Consider the following 24,583-nt stretch of genomic DNA (forward strand, 5'->3'; position numbering starts at 1 on the left):
GCGCGTATCGCGCCGCGGATCCACTACCACGAACACGTTGCCGTGCCGCGCACGCAGTGACCGATAGCTGAACCCAATCGGGCGCGCCGGCAGATGCAAGACAGAACGAGAGTATTGAGTGAACGTTTTCTTTGAGGAATCGGGCAGTTTCAAGGCGGGCAGCGTGCTGTCGCGCCAGGGCGATGCTTTTCAGGTCGAGCTGCCGGGCGGCCGGCGCGCCAAAGTGCGCGCGAAAGACGTGCTGATCGAATTCGAAAAGCCGAGCGCGGGCGAGTTGATGCAACAGGCTGACGCCGCTGCTCAGGATATCGATCTGGACTTCCTGTGGGAATGCGCGCCGGAAGACGAATTCCCGTTTGCCACGCTGGGCGCCGAGTATTTCGGCGATGGGTTCGGCGCCATCGAGCGTGCGGCGCTGGTGCTGCGCCTGCACGGCTCGCCGGTGTACTTCCGCCGCAAGGGCCGCGGCATGTACCAGCGCGCGCCGCAGGAGCAACTCAAGATGGCGCTCGCCGGACTGGAGCGCAAACGCCAGCAGGCGCTGGTGCAGGCCGGTTACGAAGACGAACTGAAGGCGGGCCGTCTGCCGGAAGGCTTCAGCGGCAGCAAGGCGCTGGCTTTGCTCACGAGGCCCGACAAGAACACGATCGAATACAAGGCGCTCGAAGGCGCGGCAGCGGCGCGCGGTATCTCGCAGGCGCGGCTGATGCTCGAATGCGGCGGAATTCCGTCGGCTCGCGCGTTGCATGAGGCGAAATTCCTCTCCGAGTTTTTCCCGCATGGCACCGGTTTTCCGCCGGTCACAGTCGGCACATTGCCGGAAGATCTGCCGGAAGCCGATGTACAGGCGTTCTCGATCGACGACATCACCACGACCGAAATCGACGATGCATTCTCGGTCGAGCATCTGGCCGACGGCCGTGTGCGGATCGGCGTGCACATCGCCGCGCCGGCGCTCGGCATTGAGCGTGGCGACGAGGTCGATGCGATCGCGCGCACGCGTTTGTCGACCGTCTATATGCCGGGCGACAAGATCACGATGCTGCCCGATAGCGTCGTGGAAGCGTTCACGCTGGCCGAAGGCGGCTTGCGACCGGCGCTGTCGCTGTACGTGATCATCAATCGCGAGACGCAGGAAATCGTGGCGAGCGAAACGCGCGCCGAGCGTGTGTTCGTGAAGAACAATCTGCGCCACAACACGCTGGACGAACTGGTCACCGAAGAGGCGCTGGCCGCCGGCACCGGCGATTATCCGCACAAGGAAGACATTGCCGTGCTGTGGCCGTTCGCGCAGGCGCTGTTCGAAAAGCGTCAGACCGCGCGCGCCGGTTACGGCCTGCGCCGCGAAGTGCAGCGCAACACCGATTTCAACTTCTATGTGGAAGGCGAGCACATCACGATCACGCCGCGCCGACGTGGTTCGCCGCTCGACACGATCGTCGCGGAGCTCGCGATTCTCGCCAACTCGTCGTGGGGCGCGTTCCTGCATGACCACGGCGTGCCGGGCATCTACCGTACGCAACGCGCGTTCGGTGCGCCGACCGGCCCGAAGCGCACCCGCATGCAAACCAATGCAGCGCCGCACGAAGGCTTGGGCGTCACGCAATACGCGTGGAGCACGTCGCCGCTGCGCCGCTACGTCGACCTGGTGAACCAGTGGCAGTTGCTCGCCTGCGTGCAGCATGGCGTGACCGCGAAACTGGCCGCACCGTTCAAGCCCAAGGACGCCGATCTGTTCGCCGTCGTGCAAGGTTTCGACGACACCTACACCGCGTATGCCGATCACCAGCGCCGCATGGAGTACTTCTGGTGCCTGCGCTGGCTGAAGCAGGAGAACCGGAAGCAGGTGGTGGCATCGGTGGTGAAGGGCGATCTCGTGCGTCTGGAAGAGATTCCGCTGCTGCTGCATGTGCCGGGTCTCGGCGTGCATGCACGCGGTACGCGCTTGCAGATGGAAGTGATGTCGATCGACGAACTGACCGTCGAAGCGTCCGTGCGCCTGCTGCATGTGCTCGACGCGCCGGCGGTGACGAGCGGCAGCGAAGCTGAGGAAGCCGACGAGGGTGAAGAAGAAATCATCGACGTGGCTGAGGAAAGCGCCGAAGGCGAAGCCGAGGCTCAGGCGGAAGCCGACTTCGACGGCGGTGCGGCTGAATCGGGCGACGCCGAAAACGCCGCCGGCACCAGCGATGCAGCAGCCGACCAGCAGCACGTAACGGAGCCGGGACGATGAGCGTCAGCGATTCGCGCGACCGCTACGCGGTCATCGGCAACCCGGTCGGTCATAGCAAATCGCCGTTCATTCATGGCCGCTTTGCCGCGCAAACCGGCGAGCCGATCGAGTACGGCCACCTGCTCGCGCCGGTGGATGCTTTCGTGCCGCACGTGCGCGCTTTTATCGAAGCTGGCGGCCGCGGCATGAACGTGACGGTGCCATTCAAGCTCGACGCGCATGCGTTCGCCAACACACTGTCGCCGCGGGCGGCAGCAGCGGGCGCGGTGAACACACTGCGGTTCGACGCAAACGGTGTCTACGGCGACAACACGGACGGCTTCGGCCTCGTGCGAGACATCGAGGTGAATCTCGGCGTTTCGTTAAAGGGTGCACGGATTTTGCTGCTTGGTGCGGGCGGCGCCGCGCGTGGCGTCGTGCTTCCGATGCTGGACCGCTCGCCGCATACGCTGACGATCGTCAACCGTACAGCGGCGAAGGCCGAAGTGCTCGTGGACCAGTTCGCGCAGGCCGCACGCGACGCCGCTTGCCGTCTGACCGGCGGCAGCGCGCGAGCGATCGAAGCAGGCACATACGACGTGATCGTCAACGCGACGGCGGGCAGTCTGGATGCTTCGTTGCCAGAGTGCGACGACCGCGCGTTCGGCGCCGGCACGCTCGCCTACGACATGATGTACGGCGCGCATCCGACGGTCTTCATGGAGCACGCGCAGAAGCTCGGCGCGCGCGGCGCCGACGGCCTCGGCATGCTGGTTGAGCAGGCGGCCGAATCGTTTTACGTGTGGCGAGGCGTGCGGCCCGACGGCGCGCCGGTGCTGGCTGAATTGCGAGCGTTATTGACGGCGCCATCGCACACCTAGGCCGCCGTTTTAATTTCCGGACTACGCAACTCACCAACCCACACGTTCACCGACTTGAGGACTCCAGGCACGATGAAAACAACGCGGCGCGCGAGCCGGCCAGGTCCGGTGCGATGGATCGTCTATCTCGGCGCCGTGTTGGCGATTGCGTGGCTTGCGACGCAGGCGTTTTACTTCGCGCAGATTGCGGTGTGGAATTACACGAATCCCCGGTCGACCGCTTTTATGCGATCGGACGCGTGGCGTTTGTCGCAGGACCGGCCTGATCTGTCGGTGCAACGCACGTGGGTACCGTACGAACAGATTTCGCACAATCTGAAGCGCGCGATTATCGCTTCCGAAGACGCGAACTTCGTGAATAACAACGGCTACGAGACCGACGCCATTTTGCAGGCGTGGGAGAAGAACAAGGCCAAGGGCAAGATCGTTCGCGGTGGTTCGACGATTACTCAGCAGTTGGCGCGGAATCTCTTTCTATCTCGTGAGAAGAGTTATATCCGCAAGGGGCAGGAGCTGATCATCACGTGGATGCTTGAGACCTTGATGGACAAGCAGCGCATCTTTGAGATTTATCTCAACTCCGTTGAATGGGGCAATGGGGTTTATGGCGCGGAGGCGGCCGCGCATTATTACTACAAGACTTCTGCTGCCAAATTGACTGCCGGGCAGTCGGCGCGGCTGGCTGTGATGCTGCCGCAGCCTAAGTATTTTGATGAGCACAGGGGCTCAGCGTATCTGGCTCAAAGGTCGCGCGTGATTGCGCGGCGGATGGGGGCGGCTGAGTTGCCAGATTGACGGTTTTTTTTGCCTGCGCGGCGCTTTTTGTTCGTGTCTCTGGCCTTGGTGCCTTTCCTTGATTTGTTAGTGGTCTATTAGCGTTGCCCCTGTGCGGGGCGGCACCTACTTTTCTTTGCCGCCGCAAAGAAAAGTAGGCAAAAGAAAGCGGCTAGAAGCCCCTGCTAAGCGGGTCTCGTGGTTTGCCTGGGGTAGTGGTGCATCTGGAATCTGTGTTCGTGCCGATGCATGCGCTTGTGACAAGGGCGTCATACTTCCGGCGACGCTCCGCGCGCCGAAGATCAGTTCATAAAACCTCCCTCTACGTTTCAATTCCTACCCCTCGCCGACAGGTCGCGGCCCGTCATTGCACCGCCATCACCTTCTCGATTCCGATTGCAACGCCAACGCCAACGCCAACGCCAACGCCAACGCCAACGCCAATGGCAATGGCAATGGCAATGGCAATGGCAGATGCGAACGCGACCGTGGCTGGGATTGGGGCAGGGTGGAGAGAGGCGGGGCGGTGATTCAGCACACCGACCTATAGGTTGAGGCGGGGTTTCCGGGGTGAGTGCAGAGGCGCCTCGCCGAGGCGAAGCCGACGGCTCCCACAGATCTTGAACGAAGCCCCTGGTTTCCCATGCAAACCCGTCCGCGACGCACGTAGTGCGGAGTGGGAGCTGATGACTCCTTTGTCACTAACGCGGAACGTGGGAGAGCACGGATTCCAGTCGCACCACTACCCGTGGCAGACCACGGTGCCCACTTAGCAGGGGCTTCTAGCCGCTTTCTTTGCTTATCTTTCTTTGCGGCGGCAAAGAAAGTAAGTGCCGCCCCGCACAGGGGCAACACTAATAGACCACTAACAAATCAAGGAAAGGCCAACGCCCTAAGAACGCAGACAAAAAGCGCCAAGCAGACAACAAACTCAAGAAAATCCCACTGCCGCAGGCAAACCGACCAAACAAGCCCCCGGCAGGACCAAATCCCATTATATGAATCAAACATTCACATATTGGAGATTTCCAAAAAACCGCCCTACAATCCAACCCAACACGCACCGTGAGCAAAAAAGAGCCACGACCAGCGACAGCAAGAAAAAAACCGGAGACAAGCCAAACACCATGCCAAAGCCCCAAAGGCAGCAACCGCACGCCCGCGCCAGTGGCAACACACGCGCCGCGAGCAAAACTGGCCCCCTCTCCGGCCCCGCGCTGTAAGCGCAAAAAACTACCTGAAAGCGAATCGCCATGAACAAAGCGATGCCCAATCACGCCGTAAGCGAATCTGACGCCGATCTGGCGCCGCAGGCCGATCACGCTTCCAGCGCCGCGCCGCGGCAGGCTGTCAACGCTGCGAAGGTTTCACGCGCCAGCGTCCAGCATCCGCCCGTGGTCGACGAAATCGCCTTGCCGAGCACGTTGCTCGACATCACGCCGCAACAGGCCGGCACGCAAACACTGCTGCGCGGCCTCGCGATTCTGGAAGCCGCCGCCGCCGGCGTGCGCGATCTGCGCACCTTCGGCGCCGCGCTCGGCACGACCCGCAGCACCACGCATCGGCTGGTGAGCAGCCTTGTGCAGGCGCGCTATCTGCGGCAAGTGCAGGGCGGCTATCTGCTCGGCCCGAAGCTGATCGAACTCGGCACCATCGCACTCGAACAGATGCCGCTCACGACCGTCGCCCGGCAGCATCTCGAATCGCTCGCCGAACAAACTCTCGACACGATCCACCTCGGCGTGCGCGATGGCGACGACGTGCTGTACATCGACAAAATCCCCGGCACCCGTGGCCTCGAAATGCGCTCGCGCGTCGGTCACCGGATGCCGCTGGCATCGACGGGGATCGGCAAAGCCATGATGCTCGACCTCACGCCGGACGTCTGGCAGTCGCTCTTCGAAGCATCGCGGCGTGCGCTCGCGGGCGTCAGTTTCAAGCCGGATAACCGCCCCGATGCGCAGACCTTCATGCAGCGCATGACCAACTACGCCGCCGGCGGCTACACCTTCGACCTCGAAGAAAACGAAGCGTCGATCCGTTGCGTTGCAGCGCCGGTGCGCGATGCATCGGGCGCAGTCGTGGCGGCGCTGTCGGTGGCGAGCACGATTCCGTATATGTCGCTCGAGCGCATGGATGAACTGATTCCAGTCGTGCAGCGCGAAGCGCGCGCGATTTCGGAAGAACTCGGCTGGCGTGCCCCGCAACCGGCAACCCGCAGGATCAAACGATGAAGCGAGCGGGTTCTCACACGCAAGCGGCCAATCCGGTGCACGCCGCCGCTGTCGCCGACACTACCTTCCAGGACGCAGCGCTCATTGCGCTCGACTGGGGCACGACGTCGCTGCGCGCGTATCTGTACGACGCGGCCGGCGAGGTGCTGGCGACGCGGGCATCGACGGCCGGCATCATGAATTTGCCGCGTAGCGCCGAGCAAGGCGGCTTCGATGCCGCCTTCGAGGACGCGTGCGGCGCCTGGCTCGAACAGGCGCCCGCCGTGTCGGTGATCGCGGCCGGTATGGTCGGCAGCGCGCAAGGCTGGCTCGAAGCACCGTATGTCGATGCGCCGGCGAATGCGGATGCGCTGGTGGCCGGCATCGTCCGTGTGAAAGCCGCGTGCGGCGTGACGCTGCACATCGTGCCGGGCGTCCTGCAGCGCGGCGAGTTGCCTAACGTCATGCGCGGCGAAGAAACCCAGATTTTCGGCGCGCTGGGGCAGGACACGGGTGCAGTGGACAGCGGTAAGCGCGCACTGATCGGCTTGCCTGGCACGCACGCGAAATGGGCCGTCGTGCAGGCGGGCCGCATCGAACGTTTTCATACCTTCATGACCGGTGAAGTGTTCGCGGCTTTGCGCGAGCACACCATCCTCGGCCGCACGATGGTCACGCCGGATCGTCCGGATACCGCTTCGTTTCTGCATGGCGTGAACATCGCGCGCGACAAAGGTCAGGCGGGCATGCTGGCCACCGTATTCAGCTCCCGCACGCTCGGGCTCACCGGCCAACTTTCGCGCGAACAGCAGCCGGACTATCTGTCGGGTTTGCTGATCGGGCACGAACTGGCCGGTCTCGAAGCCGCGCTGTCGCAACAGCAAAGTTCGCTTGCCGGGCAGCATCTGCGTCTGATTGGCAATGAAGCGCTGTGCGAGCGCTATCGCGTAGCACTGGTGCAATTCGGTTGCACGCACGCGGAGCTGGTGAAGCACGCCACCGAGCGCGGCTTGTGGCGCGTCGCCACCCAGGCGGGGCTCGTCAAGCCTACGCCGCAAGCGGCGCACGCCGGCTAACCGGCAGCGCCGCCGCTCACGAAACAAGGAATCGACATGCAACCTCACATCAATCTGCCCGCCCCGTACATGCCGCACGCGGGGTTGATCGCGGCGTTCGAGGTCTGTCCGCTGATCGCGATCATGCGCGGCGTGACGCCCGCCGATGCCGCCGAGCACGCTCAGGCACTGTACGAAGCCGGCTTTCGCATCGTCGAAGTGCCTTTGAATTCACCGCAGCCGTTCGACAGCATCGCGGCAATCCGCAAGGTGTTGCCGGCCGATGCGATCGTCGGTGCCGGCACGGTGCTGCATCCGAGTTTCGTCAACGACGTAAAGTCGGCGGGCGGCGAGCTGATCGTGATGCCGCATAGCGACCCGGAGGTCGTCGGCGCCGCGAAAGCGCAAGGCATGGCCTGCGCGCCGGGTGTGGCGACACCGAACGAAGCCTTCATCGCGCTGAAAAACGGCGCGGATGTGTTGAAGATGTTCCCCGCCGAACAACTCGGCTGCCAGGTCGTGAAGGCGTGGCGCGCGGTGATCGCGGCGGAAGTGCCGCTGGTGCCGGTTGGTGGGATCACGCCGGACAACATGGGTCCGTTCCTTAGCGTCGGCGCGAATGGCTTCGGCCTCGGCTCGGCGCTGTACAAGCCGGGACAGAGCGCGGCGGTGACCGCCTCGCACGCAAAGGCGTTCATCAACGGGTTGCGCATCGCCCGTGCAGGCGCGAAGAAATGAAGCGGCTCGCCGACAAAGTCACGTTGATCACCGGCGCCGGCCGTGGCATCGGTGCGGCGATCGCATTTGCGTTTGCGCGTGAGGGCGCGGCGGTCGTGCTGGCTGAACTCGATATTGAAACCGCGCAGCAGACGGCGGAACAGATCAAGGCGCAAACCGGCGCACGCGTGCTGGCGGTGCAGACGGATGTGACGCAATCGGCCTCGGTTCAGCATGCGGTGAGCGAGGCCGAGCAGGCGTTCGGCGCGGTCGACGTGCTGGTCAATAACGCCGGCATCAACGTGTTCTGCGATCCACTGACCATGACGGACGACGACTGGCGCCGCTGCTTCGCGGTCGATCTCGACGGCGTCTGGAACGGGTGTCGCGCGGTGTTGCCGGGCATGGTCGAACGAGGCTCGGGCAGCATTGTGAATATCGCGTCGACACATGCATTCAAGATCATTCCGGGATGTTTTCCGTATCCGGTGGCGAAGCATGGCGTGATCGGATTGACGCGCGCGCTCGGCATCGAATACGCGCCGCGCAACGTGCGGGTCAACGCAATCGCGCCGGGCTACATCGAAACGCAATTGACGCACGACTGGTGGAACGAACAAGCCGATCCCGCTGCCGCGAAACAGGCGACGCTCGCTCTGCAACCGATGAAGCGCATCGGCCGCCCGGAAGAAGTCGCGATGACGGCGGTGTTTCTCGCCTCGGATGAGGCGCCGTTCATCAACGCCACCTGTATCACCGTGGATGGCGGCCGCTCGGCGGTGTATCACGACTGAACGTAGTGGGATAGCACGCAACAGGAAGCGGGAAACGCAAGAAGAAGCAAACGGGCAGCAAGAACAAAGCAGCAAAGGTTTCACCGGACGACGCGCTGGCCGCGTGTGTCACACCCGGTACAAGAAGACGCGGCCGATACCTTCTCGTTATCAATTAGTCAGGAGACACGCATTATGAAACGAAGAATTTTCCTCACGCTGGCAGCAGCGGCGACGGGTGTGCTCTTCAACGCACCGGTGGCGCAAGCAGCGGACCCGGTCAAGATCGGCTTCCTCGTGAAGCAGCCGGAAGAACCGTGGTTCCAGGACGAATGGAAGTTCGCGGAAATTGCCGCCAAGGAGAAGGGGTTCACGCTGGTGAAGATCGGCGCGCCGTCGGGCGAGAAGGTGATGAGCGCTATCGACAACCTGTCGGCGCAGAAGGCACAAGGCTTTGTGATCTGCACGCCTGACGTCAAGCTCGGGCCGGGCATCGTCGCCAAGGCGAAGGCCGACGGCCTGAAGATGATGACGGTCGACGACCGTCTCGTCGACGGCGCGGGCAAGCCGATCGCATCGGTGCCGCATATGGGCATCTCGGCGTACAACATCGGCAAGCAGGTGGGCGACGGCCTGGCCGCGGAAATCAAGAAGCGCGGCTGGGACATGAAGGACGTCGGCGCGATCGACGTCACCTACGAACAGCTGCCGACCGCGCATGACCGCACGAGCGGCGCAACCGACGCGCTGGTCGCCGCCGGCTTCCCGAAGGCGAACATCATCGCCGCGCCGCAAGCGAAGACGGACACGGAAAACGCGTTCAACGCCGCCAACATCGCGCTGACGAAGAACCCGAACTTCAAGCACTGGGTGGCTTACGCGCTGAACGACGAAGGCGTGCTCGGCGCGGTGCGCGCAGCGGAAGGCCGCGGCTTCAAGGCGGACAATATGATCGGTATCGGCATCGGCGGTTCGGACTCGGCATTGAACGAGTTCAAGAAGCCGACCCCGACGGGCTTCTACGGCACGGTCATCATCAGCCCGAAGCGTCACGGCGAAGAAACCTCGACGCTGATGTACGACTGGATCACGCAAGGCAAGGAACCGCCGATGCTCACGCTGACGACCGGCATGCTGGCTACACGTGACAACGTCGCCGATGTGCGCCAGAAGATGGGCCTCGCGGCAAATTAAGCGGCTGAAAGCGTAGTTAAATGAAGTGAACTGCCGGTGCGTCGTTTCTCCAAGGATTGGGCGCGCCGGCAACAGCAATACAAGATCAGCAGTTGAGACAGACCGTGTTTGCCGCTGGCGTGACTGCCTCGCAGAACACGCACGGTTCACATGAAGCAGCAATTAAGTAGCATGGGATAGGAGGCGAAGTGTCAGCGACGCTACGTTTTGACAATATCGGCAAAGTCTTTCCAGGCGTGCGCGCGCTCGACGGTGTGTCCTTCGACGTCAACGTCGGCCAGGTGCACGGCCTGATGGGCGAAAACGGCGCAGGGAAATCGACCCTGCTGAAGATTCTCGGTGGTGAATACCAGCCCGATTCGGGCCGCGTGATGATCGACGGCAATGAGGTGCGCTTCACGAGCGCGGCGTCGTCGATCGCGGCGGGGATCGCGGTGATTCACCAGGAACTGCAATACGTGCCCGATCTGACGGTCGCGGAAAACCTGCTGCTGGGCCAGTTGCCGAACTCGCTTGGTTGGGTCAACAAGCGCGAAGCCAAACGCTTCGTGCGCGAACGCCTCGAAGCGATGGGCGTGGCGCTGGATCCGAACGCGAAGCTGCGCAAGCTCTCGATCGCGCAACGGCAAATGGTCGAAATCTGCAAGGCGCTGCTGCGCAATGCACGCGTGATCGCACTGGATGAACCGACCAGCTCGCTGTCGCATCGCGAGACCGAAGTGCTGTTCAAACTGGTGCGCGATCTGCGTGCCGATAACCGCGCGATGATCTACATCTCGCACCGCATGGACGAGATCTACGAGCTGTGCGACGCCTGCACGATCTTCCGCGACGGCCGCAAAATTGCTTCGCATCCGACGCTCGAAGGCGTGAAGCGCGACACGATTGTCAGCGAAATGGTCGGACGTGAAATTTCCGACATTTACAACTACTCGTCACGGCCGCTCGGCGAAGTGCGCTTCGCTGCCAAAGCGATCGAAGGTCATGCGCTCGCACAGCCGGCCAGCTTCGAAGTGCGGCGTGGCGAGATCGTCGGCTTCTTCGGTCTGGTGGGCGCCGGGCGCAGCGAACTGATGCATCTGGTGTACGGCGCGGATCACAAGAGGGCCGGCGAAATCGTGCTCGACGGCAAGCCGATCAAGGTGCGCAGCGCCGGTGAGGCGATCAAACACGGCATCGTGCTGTGCCCGGAAGACCGCAAGGAAGAGGGCATCGTTGCGATGGCGACCGTGTCGGAGAACATCAATATCAGTTGCCGCCGTCACTATCTGCGCGCCGGGATGTTCCTCGATCGCAAGAAAGAGGCGGAAACCGCCGACCGTTTTATCAAGCTGCTGAAGATCAAGACGCCGAGCCGTCGTCAGAAGATCCGCTTTCTGTCGGGCGGCAACCAGCAGAAGGCGATTCTGTCGCGCTGGCTGGCCGAGCCCGATCTGAAGGTCGTGATTCTTGACGAGCCGACGCGCGGGATCGACGTCGGCGCGAAGCATGAGATCTATAACGTGATTTATCAGCTCGCCGAACGCGGCTGCGCGATCGTGATGATTTCGTCGGAATTGCCGGAAGTGCTCGGCGTATCCGACCGGATCGTCGTGATGCGTCAGGGTCGGATTTCCGGCGAGCTGGCGCGTAAGGACGCAACGGAACAATCCGTGTTGGGCCTCGCCTTGCCGCAAAGCTCGACAGCGCTGCCCGGAACCGCAGCCACCGAGCAAGCGGCCTGAACATTATTTGGACGAAAGTCCGGCAACCCGTGGGGAACGGGAGGAGTCTTCAACATGCAAGCCAGAGAAAACCTCGCGCAACAAGCCGCAAAAAGTGCGGCCGAAGCGCTGATTCCGCAAGGTAACGACAAGGCGAAGTGGTGGCAGCAGATCACCGAGTACAGCCTGATCCTGATCTTCATTGTGATGTTCATCACGATGTCGCTGACGGTCGACCACTTCTTCTCGATCGAGAACATGCTCGGTCTCGCCCTGTCGATTTCGCAGATCGGCATGGTCGCGTGCACGATGATGTTCTGTCTGGCCTCGCGCGATTTCGACTTGTCGGTGGGGTCGACAGTCGCGTTCGCCGGTGTGCTGTGCGCGATGGTGCTGAACGCGACCGGTAACACGTTCATCGCAATCATCGCGGCTGTGTTCGCGGGCGCAGTGATCGGCTTCGTCAACGGCGCCGTGATCGCCTATCTGCGCATCAACGCGCTGATCACAACGCTCGCAACGATGGAAATCGTCCGCGGTCTCGGCTTTATCGTGTCGCATGGGCAAGCCGTGGGCGTGTCGTCGGATACGTTTATCGCCCTGGGCGGTTTGAGCTTCTTCGGCGTGTCGCTGCCGATCTGGGTCACGCTGCTGTGCTTCATCGTGTTCGGCGTGATGCTCAATCAGACCGTGTACGGCCGTAACACGCTGGCAATCGGCGGTAATCCGGAAGCCTCGCGTCTTGCCGGTATCAATGTCGAACGCACGCGCGTTTATATCTTCCTGATTCAGGGCGCCGTCACCGCGCTGGCCGGTGTGATTCTGGCTTCGCGGATTACGTCGGGCCAGCCGAACGCGGCGGAAGGCTTCGAGCTGAACGTGATTTCAGCGTGCGTGCTGGGCGGCGTGTCGCTGCTCGGCGGTCGTGCAACGATCTCCGGTGTCGTGATCGGCGTGCTGATCATGGGTACGGTTGAGAACGTGATGAACCTGATGAACATCGACGCGTTCTATCAGTACCTCGTGCGTGGCGCGATCCTGCTCGCCGCTGTGCTGCTCGACCAGTTGAAGAACCGCGGCTCACGGGACTAACCCGGGATTGAACCCGGAAATAAACCCGCGGCTCACCCACCTTGCTCTAAAAAGGAATCGAACGATGTCGTCTCCGGCCAATGCAAACGACCGCCTCGCGGACAACGCGTTTGCCCGCTATCCGAGTCTCGTCGACCGAACGGTGTTGATCACGGGCGGCGCGACCGGTATCGGCGCATCGTTCGTCGAGCATTTTGCGGCGCAGGGTGCGCGCGTCGCGTTCTTCGATATCGACGCGACCGCGGGTGAAGCGCTCGCCGACGAACTCGGCGATTCGAAACACAAGCCGCTGTTCCTGCCTTGCGATCTGACCGACATCGACGCGCTGCAAAAAGCGATCGCCGATGTGAAGGCCGCACTCGGTCCGATTCAGGTGCTGGTGAACAACGCAGCAAACGACAAACGCCACGCGATTGGCGACGTGACGCGCGAGTTTTTCGACGCGGGCATCGCGGTGAATATCCGTCACCAGTTCTTCGCGGCGCAAGCGGTGATGGAGGACATGAAAGCCGCGAACGCGGGTTCGATCATCAACCTGGGTTCGATCAGCTGGATGCTGAAGAACGGCGGCTATCCGGTGTACGTGATGTCGAAATCGGCGGTGCAGGGTCTGACGCGCGGCCTCGCGCGCGACCTCGGTCACTTCAATATTCGCGTCAATACGCTGGTGCCGGGCTGGGTGATGACGGAAAAGCAGAAACGTTTGTGGCTCGACGATGCGGGCCGTCGCTCGATCAAGGAGGGGCAGTGCATCGATGCTGAACTGCAACCGGCCGACCTCGCCCGCATGGCGTTGTTCCTCGCGGCCGATGACAGCAGGATGATTACCGCGCAGGACATCGTCGTCGACGGAGGCTGGGCGTGAGTGCGGGTGCGGATTTGCCCACACATAGCGCGGCGCTGCTGCTGGACACGAAATGCACGCTCGGCGAAGGCGCGACGTGGTGCACGCGAACCGGCCGCTTCTACTGGAACGACATCGAAGGCGCGCGGCTGTGGCGCTATGATCCGCGCGACGGCGGGAGCACGTTCTGGCGCATGCCCGAGCGTCTCGGGAGTTTCGCGTTGTGCGCCGATCTGCGCTACCTGTTGCTCGGATTGGCGACGCATCTCGCGTTCTTCGATCTGACAACCGGCGAGACGCGGCGTATCGTCGACGTCGAACCTGGCTTGAACACGCGCGTGAACGACGGCCGCTGCGATCGTCAGGGTCGTTTCGTATTCGGCACGAAAGACGAGGGTTCGCCGTTGCAGGCAATCGGCGGGTTTTATCGTCTGAATCACGATTTGTCGCTGGAGCGTTTGCCGTTGCCCGCACCGGCGATCTCGAACAGCATCGCGTTCAGTCCCGACGGCGCGACGATGTACTACGGCGATTCGCCGACACGTGAAATTCGCGTTTGCGACTACCGCGCGGACGGCAGCGTTGCCAACGACCGCGTCTTTACGACATTGACGGACGCGACCGGCGAGCCCGACGGCTCGACCGTCGACAGTGATGGTGGCGTGTGGAACGCACAGTGGGGCGGCAGGCGAGTGGTGCGGTATGGCCCCGATGGCGTGGAAACCGAGCGTGTCGACGTACCGACCGCGCAGCCGAGTTGCGTCGCGTTTGGCGGCCCCTCAAGAGGACTTCCTTCAGGGCCTGCGCAACTGGACACGTTGTACATCACGAGCGCGCGTATCGATCTCGATGCCACCGCGCTCGCGAGCGATTCTCATGCGGGCGGCGTGTTCGTCGCAACACCCGGACGACAAGGTTTGCCCGAGCCGGTGTTCCAGGGCGCGCCTACATAGCGCAGAATGACGCAGCCTCAGTCGCAAGGCAAAGTGCAGTCGAGCAGTGATTTTGAAACTGAATCAGTCGTTGATGTCGCAAACCAAGTGCCAGCAAATCGGCAGTAGATCGGCAGCATGCAGTTCGGACCCTGAGGCGACCTGTGCAAAAAAAATCGCCCAACAGCATCCGTCAGCAATGACGGCAACGTCCTACGCCTCTCGATGGAGCCAGATATGACTGTTGCGAATCCTGTTTCCGCCTCTTCTCAGAGCCGGCGCGCGCGACTCAACGCGGCGGCCAATCCGGTGCTTCCGGGTCCCAGTACTTCTGCGGTTGCGGTCGGTGAGACGAGCGGCGGCGAGCTCGCGTGCATTACGCTCGCCAATGCGCATTTGCGCCTCGATGTCGCGCCGACACTCGGCGGCGGCGTCACCCGTTTCGACTGGCGTAACGACGGCGCGCTCACGCCGATTTTCCGGCGCTGCCGTCACGTCGCTTCGGATACCCAGCCGAATCAGCTGGCCTGCTATCCGTTGCTGCCGTATTCAAATCGCATCGGCGGCGGTCATTTCAATGTGGCGGGGCGGCGTGTCGAGGTGCCGCAAAATCGCGCCGACGAAGCCTTGCCGATTCATGGCGACGGTTGGCTCTCCGCTTGGCAGGTTGCAGAGTCGGATCGCGAAAACGTGCGTCTGACGCTCGATCGCCACGACGGCAAACCGTACGCATTCCGCGCGACGCAAACTTATACGCTGGAGGGTCCCACGCTCGTCATCACGCTGGACATCGAGAATGCCGGCCGCGAGGCGTTGCCTTTCGGGCTGGGCGTGCATCCATTTTTTGTGCGTGACGCTGACACCGAACTGTCGGCGGCGGCAGGCGGCCTGTGGCTTTCCGGCGACGATTGGCTGCCGGTGCGTCATGTGCCGGCGCCGCCCGCGTGGCAATTCGGCGTGGCGTATCCGCTGCCGGAAACCATCGTCAATCACGCGTTCACGGGCTGGAGCGGACAGGCGGCGGTGGTGTGGCCGAAGCGGCGGCTGTCGCTGAATATCGCCGCCGACACCGACTACTACGTGCTGTACACGCCGCCGCGCGAAGACTTCTTCTGCTTTGAGCCGGTGGATCATCCGATCAACGCGATGAATCTGGCGGGCGGCGCGTGCGAGAACGGGATGACGATGCTCGCGCGCGGCGAACGGCTCACGCGCACGTTCCGCTTTACCGTCGAACGCACGGGTTTGCGCTCGATGCCGGGTGCACGCGGTTCGCGCCGGCGACAGTAGGGCGCGAGCAGGGCGCAGCGGTACGGCGTACCCGTCGTCACGCCCCAGCCGGAACCGGCATGACGCGTGGCCGCGGCTTGTCGCGCAGGACAGGTAAAATACGCGCCACTTCCGTTATCGGCTCGCCGCGAGACTCACCATGTCCAATTTCATCCAGACACTCAACGACGCCTGGCAGCGCACGAACTCGCTGCTGTGCGTCGGCCTCGATCCCGAGCCCAGCAAATTCCCGGGCGCGCTCGCGGGCCGTCCCGAAGCGATTTTCGACTTCTGCCGCACTATCGTCGATGCGACCGCGCCCTATGCGTCGTCGTTCAAACCGCAGATCGCCTACTTCGCCGCTCATCGTGCGGAAGACCAACTCGAGCAGCTGATTGCGCACATTCACGCGAACCACCCGGGCCTGCCGGTGATTCTGGACGCGAAGCGCGGCGATATCGGCAGCACCGCCGAGCAGTACGCGCGCGAAGCCTTCGAGCGCTATCAGGCGGATGCGGTGACGGTGAATCCGTATATGGGTTTCGATTCGATCCAGCCGTATCTGGAGCACGAGGGCAAGGGCGTGATCGTGTTGTGCCGGACCTCGAATGCGGGCGGCTCGGACCTGCAGTTTCTGGAGACGGGCGGGCGTCCGCTGTATCAGGTCGTCGCGCAACTGGCGGCTGACAAGTGGAATGCGAGCGGCCAACTGGCTCTCGTGGTCGGTGCGACTTTCCCGAAGGAAATCGAAGTGGTGCGTGGGATCGTCGGCGATATGCCGCTACTGATTCCGGGCATCGGCGCGCAAGGCGGCGATGTTCAGGCGACGGTCAACGCCGGCCGGACGGCGAACGGCACGGGCATGTTGATCAACTCGTCGCGGGCGATTATCTACGCCGGTAAGGATGACGATTTCGCCGAAGCCGCGGCTAAGGCCGCGATGGAAACGCGTGACCGGATCAATGCGTTCCGGTAATTGAGGGTGAGGCCGGTCAGGTAACCGGCCCCAGCCGCTCGATAAACACCGCATGCTGCGGATGCCGCGCTTTTAGCGCTTCGACATCCGCCAGTTCGAACTCGCTGAACTCAAACCCCGGCGCGACCGTGCAACCCACCAGCGCGAACGTCGCCGGGTCCGCGCATTCCGCGGCAAACCACAAACCCGCGGGCACCACTGCCTGAAACACGGCATCCGGATGCGTCAGCGCATTGCCCAACGTGTGCGTAATCAACCTGCCCGCTTCGTCGAGCACGTGGACATTCAAAGGCTCGCCGGCATAAAAATGCCAGACCTCGTCGGACTTGATCCGATGCCACGCCGAATGCGCGCCGTCGCAAAGCAGGTAGTAAATCGCGGTGGACGCCGAGCGCGTCTGCGTTGAACCGTCATCGCGGCGCACGGACTCCACGGACCGATACGTTTCGCTGAAAAATCCGCCTTCCGGATGCGGCTTCAGATCGAAGCGGCGGATCAACTCGTCTTTGGCTGCGTGCGAAGTCGAAATATTGGGCATCGTGACGGGGCCTCAGATTTTGAACCAGACGTTAATGTTCGCGCTCGTCGAGCAGGGCCAGCACACCGCGTAACGCGTGCGCGGCGGCCTGCACGCGGATCTTCTCGCGGTCGCCCTTGAAGACTTTGGTTTCGACGGACGTATGCAGCCGATTGCTCCAGCCGAACGACACCATGCCGACCGGCTTGGTTTCCGTTCCACCGCCCGGGCCGGCGACGCCGGTAATCGACACCGACACCTGCGCGCGACTGTTGCGCAGCGCGCCCTCCGCCATCGCGCGCGCCACCTGTTCGCTGACCGCGCCGTGCTTTTCGATCAGGTCGGCCGGCACGCCGATCATCTCGGACTTCGCCTGATTCGAATACGTGACGAAGCCGCGCTCGAACCAGCCGCTGCTGCCGGAAATATCGGTGATCGCAGTCGCCACCATGCCGCCTGTGCAGGATTCGGCGGTGACGAGCATCAGGCGCTCGTCGCGCAGGCGGTTGCTCACGCGAATCGCAAGCTGGTGAACCACGGAATCGGTAGGCATGGCGTCAATCCGGAAAACGGGGAACTGCTGCGGGAGGCTGTCGGCAGCCGGTGACCGGCGGGCAACGGTTAAACCGACATGCGCCAGAGCGCAATCACGAGCAACGTGAAGAACGCGGCGACCAGGTCGTCGAACATGATGCCAAAACCACCTTTCAGTCGGCGATCGAAATAACCAATGGGCGGCGGTTTCACCATGTCAAAGAAGCGGAACACGATGAACGCCCAGAGTTGCCCGGTTAGCGTGACCGGCGTGACCATTAGCAGCACCAGCCAGAACGCGATGATTTCGTCCCAGACGACCGGCGACGGATCGTCGGTGCCCAGCTTCTTAGCGGTAAAGCCGCAGATCGCAATGCCGCCGAAAAAGCCGGCGACGATCAGAACGCCCCATTCGACCACGGTCAGATAACGGCTCAGGACGGCGAACGAGGCCCATGCGAACAGGGTGCCGACGGTGCCCGGCGCAACCGGCGACAAGCCGCTGCCAAAGCCCAGCGACAGAATGTGCAGCGGATGCGACAGCATGAAGCGCGCGGTGGCGCGGCGCGGCTGAGGACGCGGCGCGCGCGGGCCGGACGCGTTGGGCTGCGGATGGCCGATCAGATCGTCGGCGGGGCCCAGCGGGGGATCAGTCTGCATGGAAATGGTCGAAGCCTTGCAACGTCAGAGTGAGCGGCGCGCCGGCGGCATCGCGCCAGCCGATCGCCGGGCGGTCGGCCGCCGTTTGAAGAGCGCTTATTGTACCGATGCGGGTGACCGGTACGGCGACCTCGCGGCCGGCTGCTTCGACCTTGGCGCGCGCTGCGGCCGGGGCGGTGAAGCACAGTTCGTAATCGTCGCCGCCGGCTAGCGTGCAACGTTGCTGGATCTCGGGCGAGAGGCGGCGTAGCGCGGTCGAACGCGGCACGGCGTCGACGTCGACCGTGGCCTGCACGTTCGAGCGTTCAAGAATGTGCTGTAGGTCGCCGGCGAGCCCGTCCGATAGATCGAGCGCTGCATGCGCGATCCCCCGCAACGCGAGACCGAGGAAGATGCGCGGCTCGGGACGTTCGAGGGCGCGACGAAACGTCGCAGTGTCGCTGGCATCGGCAGACCACTCGCCGCGCTGCACGCCCAGCCCGGCACGGGCGTCGCCGAGCGTGCCGGAGATCCAGATATCGTCGCCCGGTTGCGCGGCGTCGCGGCGCAGTGCAACTTGCGACGGCACGCTGCCGAACACGGTGATGCACAGATTCAACGGGCCGCCGGTGGTGTCGCCGCCGATCAGATCGCAGCCGTAGCGCCCAGCCAGCGCGAAGAGGCCATCGCTGAAGGCGGCGAGCCACGCCTCGTCGGCTTTGGGCAAGGAGAACGCCAAGGTGAACGCCTGCGGCTTTGCGCCCATGGCGGCGAGATCCGACAGGTTCACCGCGAGCGCCTTGTGACCGAGCGCCTCGGGATCAACGTCAGGAAAGAAATGGCGGCCTTCCACCAGCATGTCCGTCGATATCGCCAGCATTTCGCCGGGGCGCGGCGCGAGCAGGGCGCAGTCGTCACCGATGCCGAGTTCGCCTTCAGCAGTACGGGACGACGCAGCGGCTGCGCGGCGGGCGAAGAAGCGATCGATCAGCGAAAACTCAGAGAGCATGGGGTAGTGGGTAAGCGGATAAGTGCAACGAAAAGTCGCTAACGGCGCGCATTGTACGGAGACGCCCGCGGGTAAACACTCTATTCGCGCTCAACTCCGATTCAACGAGTGGTTGGCCCAACGTGTGCCATGTCTGCCTTTCGCTATATTTCAGTCGCGGCAGTTGTACCCGTATTGAAGGAATCGAGCCGGCAATTGGGGCTACAATGCCGTCGAACATCTATTCTAATCCGCCCTTCGAAGCCCGCCTTATGTCGACTCCCGTCAATAGCAAACTCCGCGAAGCCGCTCTCGATTATCACGAGTTCCCGACCCCCGGGAAGATCGCGATCGCCCCCACCAAGCAGATGATCAACCAGCGCGACCTCGCGTTGGCATACTCGCCGGGCGTCGCGTTCGCGTGTGAGGAAATCGTCGAAAACCCGCTGAACGCCGCCCGTTTCACCGCGCGCAGCAACCTGGTCGGCGTCGTCACGAACGGCACCGCGGTGCTGGGTCTTGGCAACATCGGGCCGCTCGCCTCGAAGCCGGTCATGGAAGGCAAGGCCGTCCTGTTCAAGAAGTTCGCCGGCATCGACGTGTTCGATATCGAGCTGAACGAGTCCGATCCGCACAAGCTGGTCGAGGTGATCGCCGCGCTGGAGCCGACCTTCGGTGGTATCAACCTCGAAGACATCAAGGCGCCGGACTGCTTCATCGTCGAGCGCGAATGCCGCAAGCGCATGAAGATTCCGGTCTTCCACGATGACCAGCACGGTACGGCCATCGTCGTCGCGGCGGCCATCACCAACGGCTTGAAGGTGGTCGGCAAGGACATCAAGAAGGTCAAACTGGTGGCGTCCGGCGCGGGCGCGGCGGCGCTGGCCTGTCTGGATCTGCTGGTCGACATCGGCCTGCCGCTCGAAAACATTACCGTCACCGACCTGGCCGGCGTGGTCTACAAGGGCCGCGTCGAACTGATGGACCCGGACAAGGAACGCTTCGCACGCGAAACCGACGCTCGCACGCTCGCTGAGGCGATCGGCGGCGCGGATATTTTCCTTGGCCTCTCGGCCGGCGGCGTACTGAAGCAGGACATGGTCAAGCAGATGGCCGACAAGCCGCTGATTCTGGCGCTGGCCAACCCGACCCCGGAAATCCTGCCGGAACTGGCGCTCGAAGTGCGTCCGGACGCGGTGCTCTGCACGGGCCGCACGGACTACCCGAACCAGGTGAACAACGTGCTGGTGTTCCCGTTCCTGTTCCGCGGCGCACTGGATGCGGGCGCCACGACGGTGACGCGTGAAATGGAGATCGCCGCGGTCAATGCGATCGCCGAACTGGCTCGCCAGGAGCAGAGCGATATCGTCGCGACGGCGTACGGCATCCAGGATCTTTCGTTTGGTCCGGAATACCTGATTCCGAAGCCGTTCGACCCGCGCCTGATCGTCAAGGTCGCGCCGGCGGTGGCGAAGGCCGCGATGGATTCGGGCGTCGCCGAGCGTCCGATCGAAGACATGGACGCGTACGAACAGCATCTGCAGCAGTTCGTGTATCACAGCGGCACGACCATGAAGCCGATTTTCCAGCTGGCGCGTGGCGTCGAGCCGGAGAAGAAGCGCATTGTGTTCGCGGAAGGCGAAGAAGAGCGCGTTCTGCGCGCGATGCAGATCATCGTCGACGAAAAGCTCGCGAAGCCGATCCTGATCGGCCGTCCGGCGGTGATCGAACAGCGCATCGCGCGTTACGGTCTGCGTCTGATCGCGGGTCAGGACTACTCGGTCGTGAACACCGACCACGACGAGCGTTACCGCGATTTCTGGCAGGAATATCACAAGATGATGTCCCGCAAGGGCATCACCGAGCAGATGGCGAAGCTCGAAATGCGCCGCCGCACCACGCTGATCGGCGCGATGATGGTGGAGAAGGGCGAGGCGGACGGCATGATCTGCGGCACGGTGTCCACCACGCATCGCCACCTGCACTTCATCGATCAGGTCATTGGCAAGAAGCAAGGCGCGAAGGTCTATGCGGCGATGAATGCGCTGGTGTTGCCGAACCGCCAGATTTTCCTCGTCGACACGCACGTGAACGTCGATCCGACGCCGGAACAACTGGCAGAGATCACGATCATGGCAGCCGAGGAAGTGCGCCGCTTCGGTATCGAACCGAAGATCGCGCTGGTGTCGCATTCGAACTTCGGTTCGAGCAATGCGCCGACCGCGCAGAAAATGCGCGACACGCTGGCGATCCTGCGCGAGCGCGCACCCGACCTGCAAGTGGACGGCGAAATGCACGGCGACCTCGCACTCGACGCGAATCTGCGCCGCGAAGTGCTGCCCGACTCGACGCTCGAAGGCGATGCGAACCTGCTGGTGCTGCCGAACATCGACGCGGCCAACATCTCGTACAACCTGCTGAAGACCGCCGCGGGCAACAACATCGCGATTGGTCCGATGCTGCTCGGCGCAGCCAAGCCGGTGCACGTGCTGACGGCTTCGGCCACGGTGCGCCGCATCGTCAACATGACGGCGCTGCTGGTTGCCGACGTGATCGCGGCCCGCTGATCCTTGATCCGGGGCTGAAGCGTGGCGCCGCCGAATTGGGCGCCATGCAAAAAAAAAGGCGTGCCCGCAATGGGCACGCCTGCGGGTGAACAGGGGATAGCCACCCTAAAAAGGCCGAATGAGACCATTCCGCCTTCGAGAGACTGCGGATCCCCAAGGCTTTCATTAGAGGGAATGGGCTGCGCAATGGGCGCCCAGTGGGCTTGGGCCTGCCTCCATTTGCTTCGTCGGGTTAATTTTAGCCTGCACAAGCTAAATATTCTGTCAAAAGTCGTCAAAGCCCGTTCCGTGGCTCTTTCCCGCGCGATTGGAAGCTTTTGCCTGTCCGGCGAACGTTGATTCTGTGGGGTTTTAGCGATACCCTTACGACTTTCATGGTCGTCAAACTCGTGATCTAACAGCGGGGAACCTTGATTCATGGCACGCAAGTGGCTGCGCATTAAAGGCGTGCTGATCGGTGCTTTGACGCTCTGCGCTGTATCGGGCTCCGTGCCTGGCGCGTTTGCGCGCGACTACACGGCATCTGCCGATACACAAGCTCAGGTGCAGGGCACTATCGCGGCGGCGCAGTTGCCGCGCGAAGCGGTCAATACATTGAACTTGATTGCCGCGGGCGGGCCTTACCCGTATGAGAAGGACGGCATCGTATTCGGCAATCGCGAACGGTTGCTACCGCCGCATCGGCGCGGCTTTTACCACGAATACACCGTTCCCACGCCTCGTTCACGAAACCGCGGGGCGCGTCGCATCGTCTGCGGAGGTCCGCTACAGCGGACCGACAACTGCTATTACTCGGACGACCATTACACCAGTTTTAATCGTATTGTTGAATGACATCGGGATGAACGGCATGAGCGACAACGTCTACGCGCACGACTCCGGAGTCGCGACGGATCTTTTCGCGGCCGGCGACGGCAATTTGTTCCAGCGCGTCATGCGAATGCGCGCCGGCGACCAGGGCCGGGATAACCAGAGCGAAGCCAGCACTGTGCTCTCATCGAACGAGGAGCCCATGAGTCTTTTCAAGACCGTACGACCGAACATCGTACAGTCGATCCGCGCCTTTCGCGTGCAGGATCTCGCTGACGAGGCCAACCAGCTCGGCCAGCACTTTCTGTACGCGTACTGCGCGAATGCACAGTCCAAACAGGAAGTGCTGGAGACCATTGCTACGTCGTTCCTGTTTCCGAAGCATTTCGGCAAGAATTACGACGCGCTCTACGATTGCCTGACCGATCTGGTCCATAAGGCAGGCGCGCAGCCCGGGTTCGTGATCGTGCTTGAGCAGTTGCCGGTCGCGCAAAAGTTCGACAAGGAAGGGCGCGAGACGCTACTGGACGTGTTCCGCGAAGCGTCCGAGTTCTGGGCCGAGCGCAAGGTTGCGTTCCGGGTGTTTTATTCGTTTGCGTAAGTAAGGTAGGCCTGAGCACCGCCTACCGTTGTAAAAGAAAGAGAAAGGCCCGCCAATTGGCGGGCCTTTGCTTTTGTTTTTGCTTGCGGCTTACCAGGCACCCCAGCGGGCTGCCAATGCCGAGAGCACTGCGATGCCGGCGGTCTCCGTGCGCAACACGCGCGGACCGAGGCCGACCGCGGTAAATCCGTGATCAGTCGCAGCGGCTTCTTCCGCCGCCGAAAAACCGCCTTCGGGGCCGACCAGCACGGTTACGCGCCCGAACGGCGGATTAGCGGGCAGTGCCGAAAAGCTGATGCTGGCGCGCGGCGACAGCAGAATGCGCATTTCGCCTTCTTCAGGCGTGCGAGGCAGCGCACCGAGCCACGTGGCGATCTCACGCACCGGCATCACTTCCGGCAGGCGATTGCGCCCGCACTGCTCGCACGACGCGCGCACGATGCCTTGCCAATGAACGTGGCGCCGCTGCGCGCGCTCGCCGGAAAGACGCACCACGCTGCGCGTGGTGGTCAGCGGCACGAAACACGATGCCCCGAGTTCGACGGCCTTCTCGATGAGCCAGTCCATCTTGTCGCCGCCGGCGATGCCCTGCGCGAGGGTGAGGTGATACGGCGCTTCCACTTCGATATTGCGGAATTCGTGAATTCTGACCTTGGCTGAGCGGCGTTCGACCTCGACGAGTTCGGCGCTGTATTCGCCGCCTTCGCCATTGAAAAGCACGATCGAGTCGCCCGGCTGCAAACGCAGCACGAGGATGTGGCGCGTGACGTCATCGGGCAACGGCATGATGTCGTCGGGCTTGAGGGGCGTACCGACGAAGAAGCGAGGCATCAGAAAAATACTCATTAGTTCAGGAAAGGTGGCGAGCGAGCGCCCAACGGTAGCCGTCCAGATCTTCGACCTGGGCAAACCGGTCGCCCCAGAATTGATCCTGTGGCTCGCTCAGCGATTTTGCGCCGGCGGCCAGCGCCCGCGTGTAAACCGCGTCGACATCGTCGACATAGACATAGAACGATTGCGGCGCGATCGCGCCCGCGCTTTTGGGTGTTTTCGCCGCCGAGCCGAACGCGCCTTCCGGCGCGAACATCACGATCAGCTGGCCTTGATAGGTCATCTCGACATGCATGACGACACCATCGTCCTGGACGCTGTCACGTACCTCAAAGCCGAACGCCGCTTCGAAGAACGCCGTGGCGGCACGTGCGTCGCGCACCGTCAGATAGGGGGTCAACCAGGGCACACCGGCTGGGCGGGAGGCGGTCATGGGGTTCTCCGGATCTTTTGGGGTTGCG

Annotated in this window: 23 protein-coding genes; 17 read left to right on the forward strand and 6 right to left on the reverse strand. The window is 62.8% G+C overall.

Annotated elements, in window-relative coordinates; all coding sequences use genetic code 11:
• The first annotated feature begins 118 nt into the window (after positions 1-118).
• The 14 genes from KHO30_RS19140 to pyrF all read left to right on the forward strand — a co-directional run bounded on the left by KHO30_RS19140 (position 119) and on the right by pyrF (position 16,635).
• Positions 119-2,233: a ribonuclease catalytic domain-containing protein gene (locus KHO30_RS19140; RefSeq protein WP_211701885.1), complete on the forward strand. Its 2,115-nt coding sequence runs from the start codon at positions 119-121 to the stop codon at positions 2,231-2,233.
• A complete protein-coding gene (gene aroE / locus KHO30_RS19145; protein ID WP_211701886.1) occupies positions 2,230-3,093 on the forward strand; it encodes a shikimate dehydrogenase in 864 nt (287 codons plus the stop codon). Before KHO30_RS19140 ends, aroE begins: the two co-directional genes overlap by 4 nt.
• Before the next feature lie 72 nt (positions 3,094-3,165).
• The gene (gene mtgA / locus KHO30_RS19150) at positions 3,166-3,888 is read left to right on the forward strand and encodes a monofunctional biosynthetic peptidoglycan transglycosylase (RefSeq protein WP_211701887.1); all 723 of its coding nucleotides are present in this window, start codon (positions 3,166-3,168) and stop codon (positions 3,886-3,888) included.
• A gap of 1,232 nt (positions 3,889-5,120) precedes the next feature.
• Positions 5,121-6,101 (forward strand): IclR family transcriptional regulator, encoded by a 981-nt coding sequence (locus KHO30_RS19155; protein ID WP_211701888.1) that lies wholly within the window; start codon positions 5,121-5,123, stop codon positions 6,099-6,101.
• On the forward strand, positions 6,098-7,156 hold the full coding sequence (locus KHO30_RS19160; RefSeq protein WP_200621372.1) for a 2-dehydro-3-deoxygalactonokinase: 1,059 nt from the start codon (positions 6,098-6,100) through the stop codon (positions 7,154-7,156). The genes KHO30_RS19155 and KHO30_RS19160 overlap by 4 nt, the downstream gene beginning before the upstream one ends.
• 36 nt (positions 7,157-7,192) lie before the next feature.
• Positions 7,193-7,873, forward strand: a complete 681-nt coding sequence (locus KHO30_RS19165; protein ID WP_200621373.1) for a 2-dehydro-3-deoxy-6-phosphogalactonate aldolase — start codon at positions 7,193-7,195, stop codon at positions 7,871-7,873.
• Positions 7,870-8,646: an SDR family oxidoreductase gene (locus KHO30_RS19170; protein ID WP_211701889.1), complete on the forward strand. Its 777-nt coding sequence runs from the start codon at positions 7,870-7,872 to the stop codon at positions 8,644-8,646. Before KHO30_RS19165 ends, KHO30_RS19170 begins: the two co-directional genes overlap by 4 nt.
• A 174-nt stretch (positions 8,647-8,820) precedes the next feature.
• Entirely contained in the window at positions 8,821-9,819 is a 999-nt protein-coding gene (locus KHO30_RS19175; protein ID WP_093635403.1) for an arabinose ABC transporter substrate-binding protein, read from the forward strand.
• Between the two features lie 188 nt (positions 9,820-10,007).
• On the forward strand, positions 10,008-11,543 hold the full coding sequence (gene araG / locus KHO30_RS19180; protein WP_211701890.1) for an L-arabinose ABC transporter ATP-binding protein AraG: 1,536 nt from the start codon (positions 10,008-10,010) through the stop codon (positions 11,541-11,543).
• A 54-nt stretch (positions 11,544-11,597) separates the two neighbouring features.
• Entirely contained in the window at positions 11,598-12,614 is a 1,017-nt protein-coding gene (gene araH / locus KHO30_RS19185) for an L-arabinose ABC transporter permease AraH (protein WP_093635407.1), read from the forward strand.
• Positions 12,615-12,678: 64 nt separating this feature from the next.
• Positions 12,679-13,479: an SDR family NAD(P)-dependent oxidoreductase gene (locus KHO30_RS19190; RefSeq protein WP_175054491.1), complete on the forward strand. Its 801-nt coding sequence runs from the start codon at positions 12,679-12,681 to the stop codon at positions 13,477-13,479.
• Positions 13,476-14,411, forward strand: coding sequence for an SMP-30/gluconolactonase/LRE family protein (locus KHO30_RS19195; protein WP_211701891.1), 936 nt, complete (start codon positions 13,476-13,478; stop codon positions 14,409-14,411). Before KHO30_RS19190 ends, KHO30_RS19195 begins: the two co-directional genes overlap by 4 nt.
• Before the next feature lie 216 nt (positions 14,412-14,627).
• A complete protein-coding gene (locus tag KHO30_RS19200; RefSeq protein WP_211701892.1) occupies positions 14,628-15,680 on the forward strand; it encodes an aldose 1-epimerase in 1,053 nt (350 codons plus the stop codon).
• A gap of 139 nt (positions 15,681-15,819) precedes the next feature.
• Positions 15,820-16,635, forward strand: coding sequence for an orotidine-5'-phosphate decarboxylase (gene pyrF, locus KHO30_RS19205; RefSeq protein WP_093635415.1), 816 nt, complete (start codon positions 15,820-15,822; stop codon positions 16,633-16,635).
• Positions 16,636-16,651: 16 nt separating this feature from the next.
• Here pyrF and KHO30_RS19210 read toward each other — a convergent pair whose 3' ends face one another.
• The 4 genes from KHO30_RS19210 to thiL form a co-directional block, all read right to left on the reverse strand.
• Positions 16,652-17,164: a cupin domain-containing protein gene (locus tag KHO30_RS19210; protein ID WP_408381979.1), complete on the reverse strand. Its 513-nt coding sequence runs from the start codon at positions 17,162-17,164 to the stop codon at positions 16,652-16,654.
• A gap of 40 nt (positions 17,165-17,204) precedes the next feature.
• Positions 17,205-17,705, reverse strand: coding sequence for a CinA family protein (locus KHO30_RS19215; protein WP_054034521.1), 501 nt, complete (start codon positions 17,703-17,705; stop codon positions 17,205-17,207).
• A gap of 68 nt (positions 17,706-17,773) precedes the next feature.
• The gene (locus tag KHO30_RS19220) at positions 17,774-18,346 is read right to left on the reverse strand and encodes a phosphatidylglycerophosphatase A family protein (RefSeq protein ID WP_171926716.1); all 573 of its coding nucleotides are present in this window, start codon (positions 18,344-18,346) and stop codon (positions 17,774-17,776) included.
• Positions 18,336-19,334, reverse strand: a complete 999-nt coding sequence (gene thiL, locus KHO30_RS19225) for a thiamine-phosphate kinase (protein ID WP_093635419.1) — start codon at positions 19,332-19,334, stop codon at positions 18,336-18,338. The genes KHO30_RS19220 and thiL overlap by 11 nt, the downstream gene beginning before the upstream one ends.
• Positions 19,335-19,540: 206 nt before the next feature.
• Here thiL and KHO30_RS19230 point away from each other — a divergent pair, with 206 nt between their 5' ends.
• The 3 genes from KHO30_RS19230 to KHO30_RS19240 all read left to right on the forward strand — a co-directional run bounded on the left by KHO30_RS19230 (position 19,541) and on the right by KHO30_RS19240 (position 23,291).
• A complete protein-coding gene (locus KHO30_RS19230; protein ID WP_093635421.1) occupies positions 19,541-21,880 on the forward strand; it encodes an NADP-dependent malic enzyme in 2,340 nt (779 codons plus the stop codon).
• A 417-nt stretch (positions 21,881-22,297) separates the two neighbouring features.
• Entirely contained in the window at positions 22,298-22,714 is a 417-nt protein-coding gene (locus tag KHO30_RS19235; protein WP_093635423.1) for a ribonuclease, read from the forward strand.
• A 16-nt stretch (positions 22,715-22,730) separates the two neighbouring features.
• Entirely contained in the window at positions 22,731-23,291 is a 561-nt protein-coding gene (locus KHO30_RS19240) for a barstar family protein (protein WP_093635748.1), read from the forward strand.
• A gap of 90 nt (positions 23,292-23,381) precedes the next feature.
• Here the strand turns inward: KHO30_RS19240 and KHO30_RS19245 are convergent, their stop codons facing one another.
• Together KHO30_RS19245 and KHO30_RS19250 are read right to left on the reverse strand one after the other, a co-directional pair.
• Positions 23,382-24,122 carry a 16S rRNA (uracil(1498)-N(3))-methyltransferase gene (locus KHO30_RS19245; RefSeq protein ID WP_093635425.1) on the reverse strand — a complete coding sequence of 247 codons (741 nt, stop codon included), beginning with the start codon at positions 24,120-24,122 and terminating at the stop codon, positions 23,382-23,384.
• 19 nt (positions 24,123-24,141) lie between these two features.
• A complete protein-coding gene (locus KHO30_RS19250) occupies positions 24,142-24,555 on the reverse strand; it encodes a VOC family protein (RefSeq protein ID WP_054034519.1) in 414 nt (137 codons plus the stop codon).
• Positions 24,556-24,583: the final 28 nt, after the last annotated feature.

Source organism: Paraburkholderia aspalathi (assembly GCF_905220735.1).
Lineage (GTDB): Bacteria > Pseudomonadota > Gammaproteobacteria > Burkholderiales > Burkholderiaceae > Paraburkholderia > Paraburkholderia aspalathi.

What these genes read in the sequence shown, in the direction of transcription:
- mtgA (WP_211701887.1), top strand. Translation starts at nt 3,166, where the DNA reads ATGAAAACAACGCGGCGCGCGAGCCGGCCAGGTCCGGTGCGATGGATC.
- KHO30_RS19170 (WP_211701889.1), top strand. Translation starts at nt 7,870, where the DNA reads ATGAAGCGGCTCGCCGACAAAGTCACGTTGATCACCGGCGCCGGCCGT.
- KHO30_RS19230 (WP_093635421.1), top strand. Translation starts at nt 19,541, where the DNA reads ATGCCGTCGAACATCTATTCTAATCCGCCCTTCGAAGCCCGCCTTATG.
- KHO30_RS19240 (WP_093635748.1), top strand. Translation starts at nt 22,731, where the DNA reads ATGAGCGACAACGTCTACGCGCACGACTCCGGAGTCGCGACGGATCTT.
- KHO30_RS19245 (WP_093635425.1), bottom strand. Translation starts at nt 24,122, where the DNA reads ATGCCTCGCTTCTTCGTCGGTACGCCCCTCAAGCCCGACGACATCATG.
- KHO30_RS19220 (WP_171926716.1), bottom strand. Translation starts at nt 18,346, where the DNA reads ATGCAGACTGATCCCCCGCTGGGCCCCGCCGACGATCTGATCGGCCAT.
- KHO30_RS19215 (WP_054034521.1), bottom strand. Translation starts at nt 17,705, where the DNA reads ATGCCTACCGATTCCGTGGTTCACCAGCTTGCGATTCGCGTGAGCAAC.
- KHO30_RS19250 (WP_054034519.1), bottom strand. Translation starts at nt 24,555, where the DNA reads ATGACCGCCTCCCGCCCAGCCGGTGTGCCCTGGTTGACCCCCTATCTG.
- KHO30_RS19200 (WP_211701892.1), top strand. Translation starts at nt 14,628, where the DNA reads ATGACTGTTGCGAATCCTGTTTCCGCCTCTTCTCAGAGCCGGCGCGCG.
- KHO30_RS19165 (WP_200621373.1), top strand. Translation starts at nt 7,193, where the DNA reads ATGCAACCTCACATCAATCTGCCCGCCCCGTACATGCCGCACGCGGGG.
- KHO30_RS19175 (WP_093635403.1), top strand. Translation starts at nt 8,821, where the DNA reads ATGAAACGAAGAATTTTCCTCACGCTGGCAGCAGCGGCGACGGGTGTG.
- pyrF (WP_093635415.1), top strand. Translation starts at nt 15,820, where the DNA reads ATGTCCAATTTCATCCAGACACTCAACGACGCCTGGCAGCGCACGAAC.
- KHO30_RS19160 (WP_200621372.1), top strand. Translation starts at nt 6,098, where the DNA reads ATGAAGCGAGCGGGTTCTCACACGCAAGCGGCCAATCCGGTGCACGCC.
- KHO30_RS19155 (WP_211701888.1), top strand. Translation starts at nt 5,121, where the DNA reads ATGAACAAAGCGATGCCCAATCACGCCGTAAGCGAATCTGACGCCGAT.
- araH (WP_093635407.1), top strand. Translation starts at nt 11,598, where the DNA reads ATGCAAGCCAGAGAAAACCTCGCGCAACAAGCCGCAAAAAGTGCGGCC.
- aroE (WP_211701886.1), top strand. Translation starts at nt 2,230, where the DNA reads ATGAGCGTCAGCGATTCGCGCGACCGCTACGCGGTCATCGGCAACCCG.
- KHO30_RS19190 (WP_175054491.1), top strand. Translation starts at nt 12,679, where the DNA reads ATGTCGTCTCCGGCCAATGCAAACGACCGCCTCGCGGACAACGCGTTT.
- KHO30_RS19235 (WP_093635423.1), top strand. Translation starts at nt 22,298, where the DNA reads ATGGCACGCAAGTGGCTGCGCATTAAAGGCGTGCTGATCGGTGCTTTG.
- thiL (WP_093635419.1), bottom strand. Translation starts at nt 19,334, where the DNA reads ATGCTCTCTGAGTTTTCGCTGATCGATCGCTTCTTCGCCCGCCGCGCA.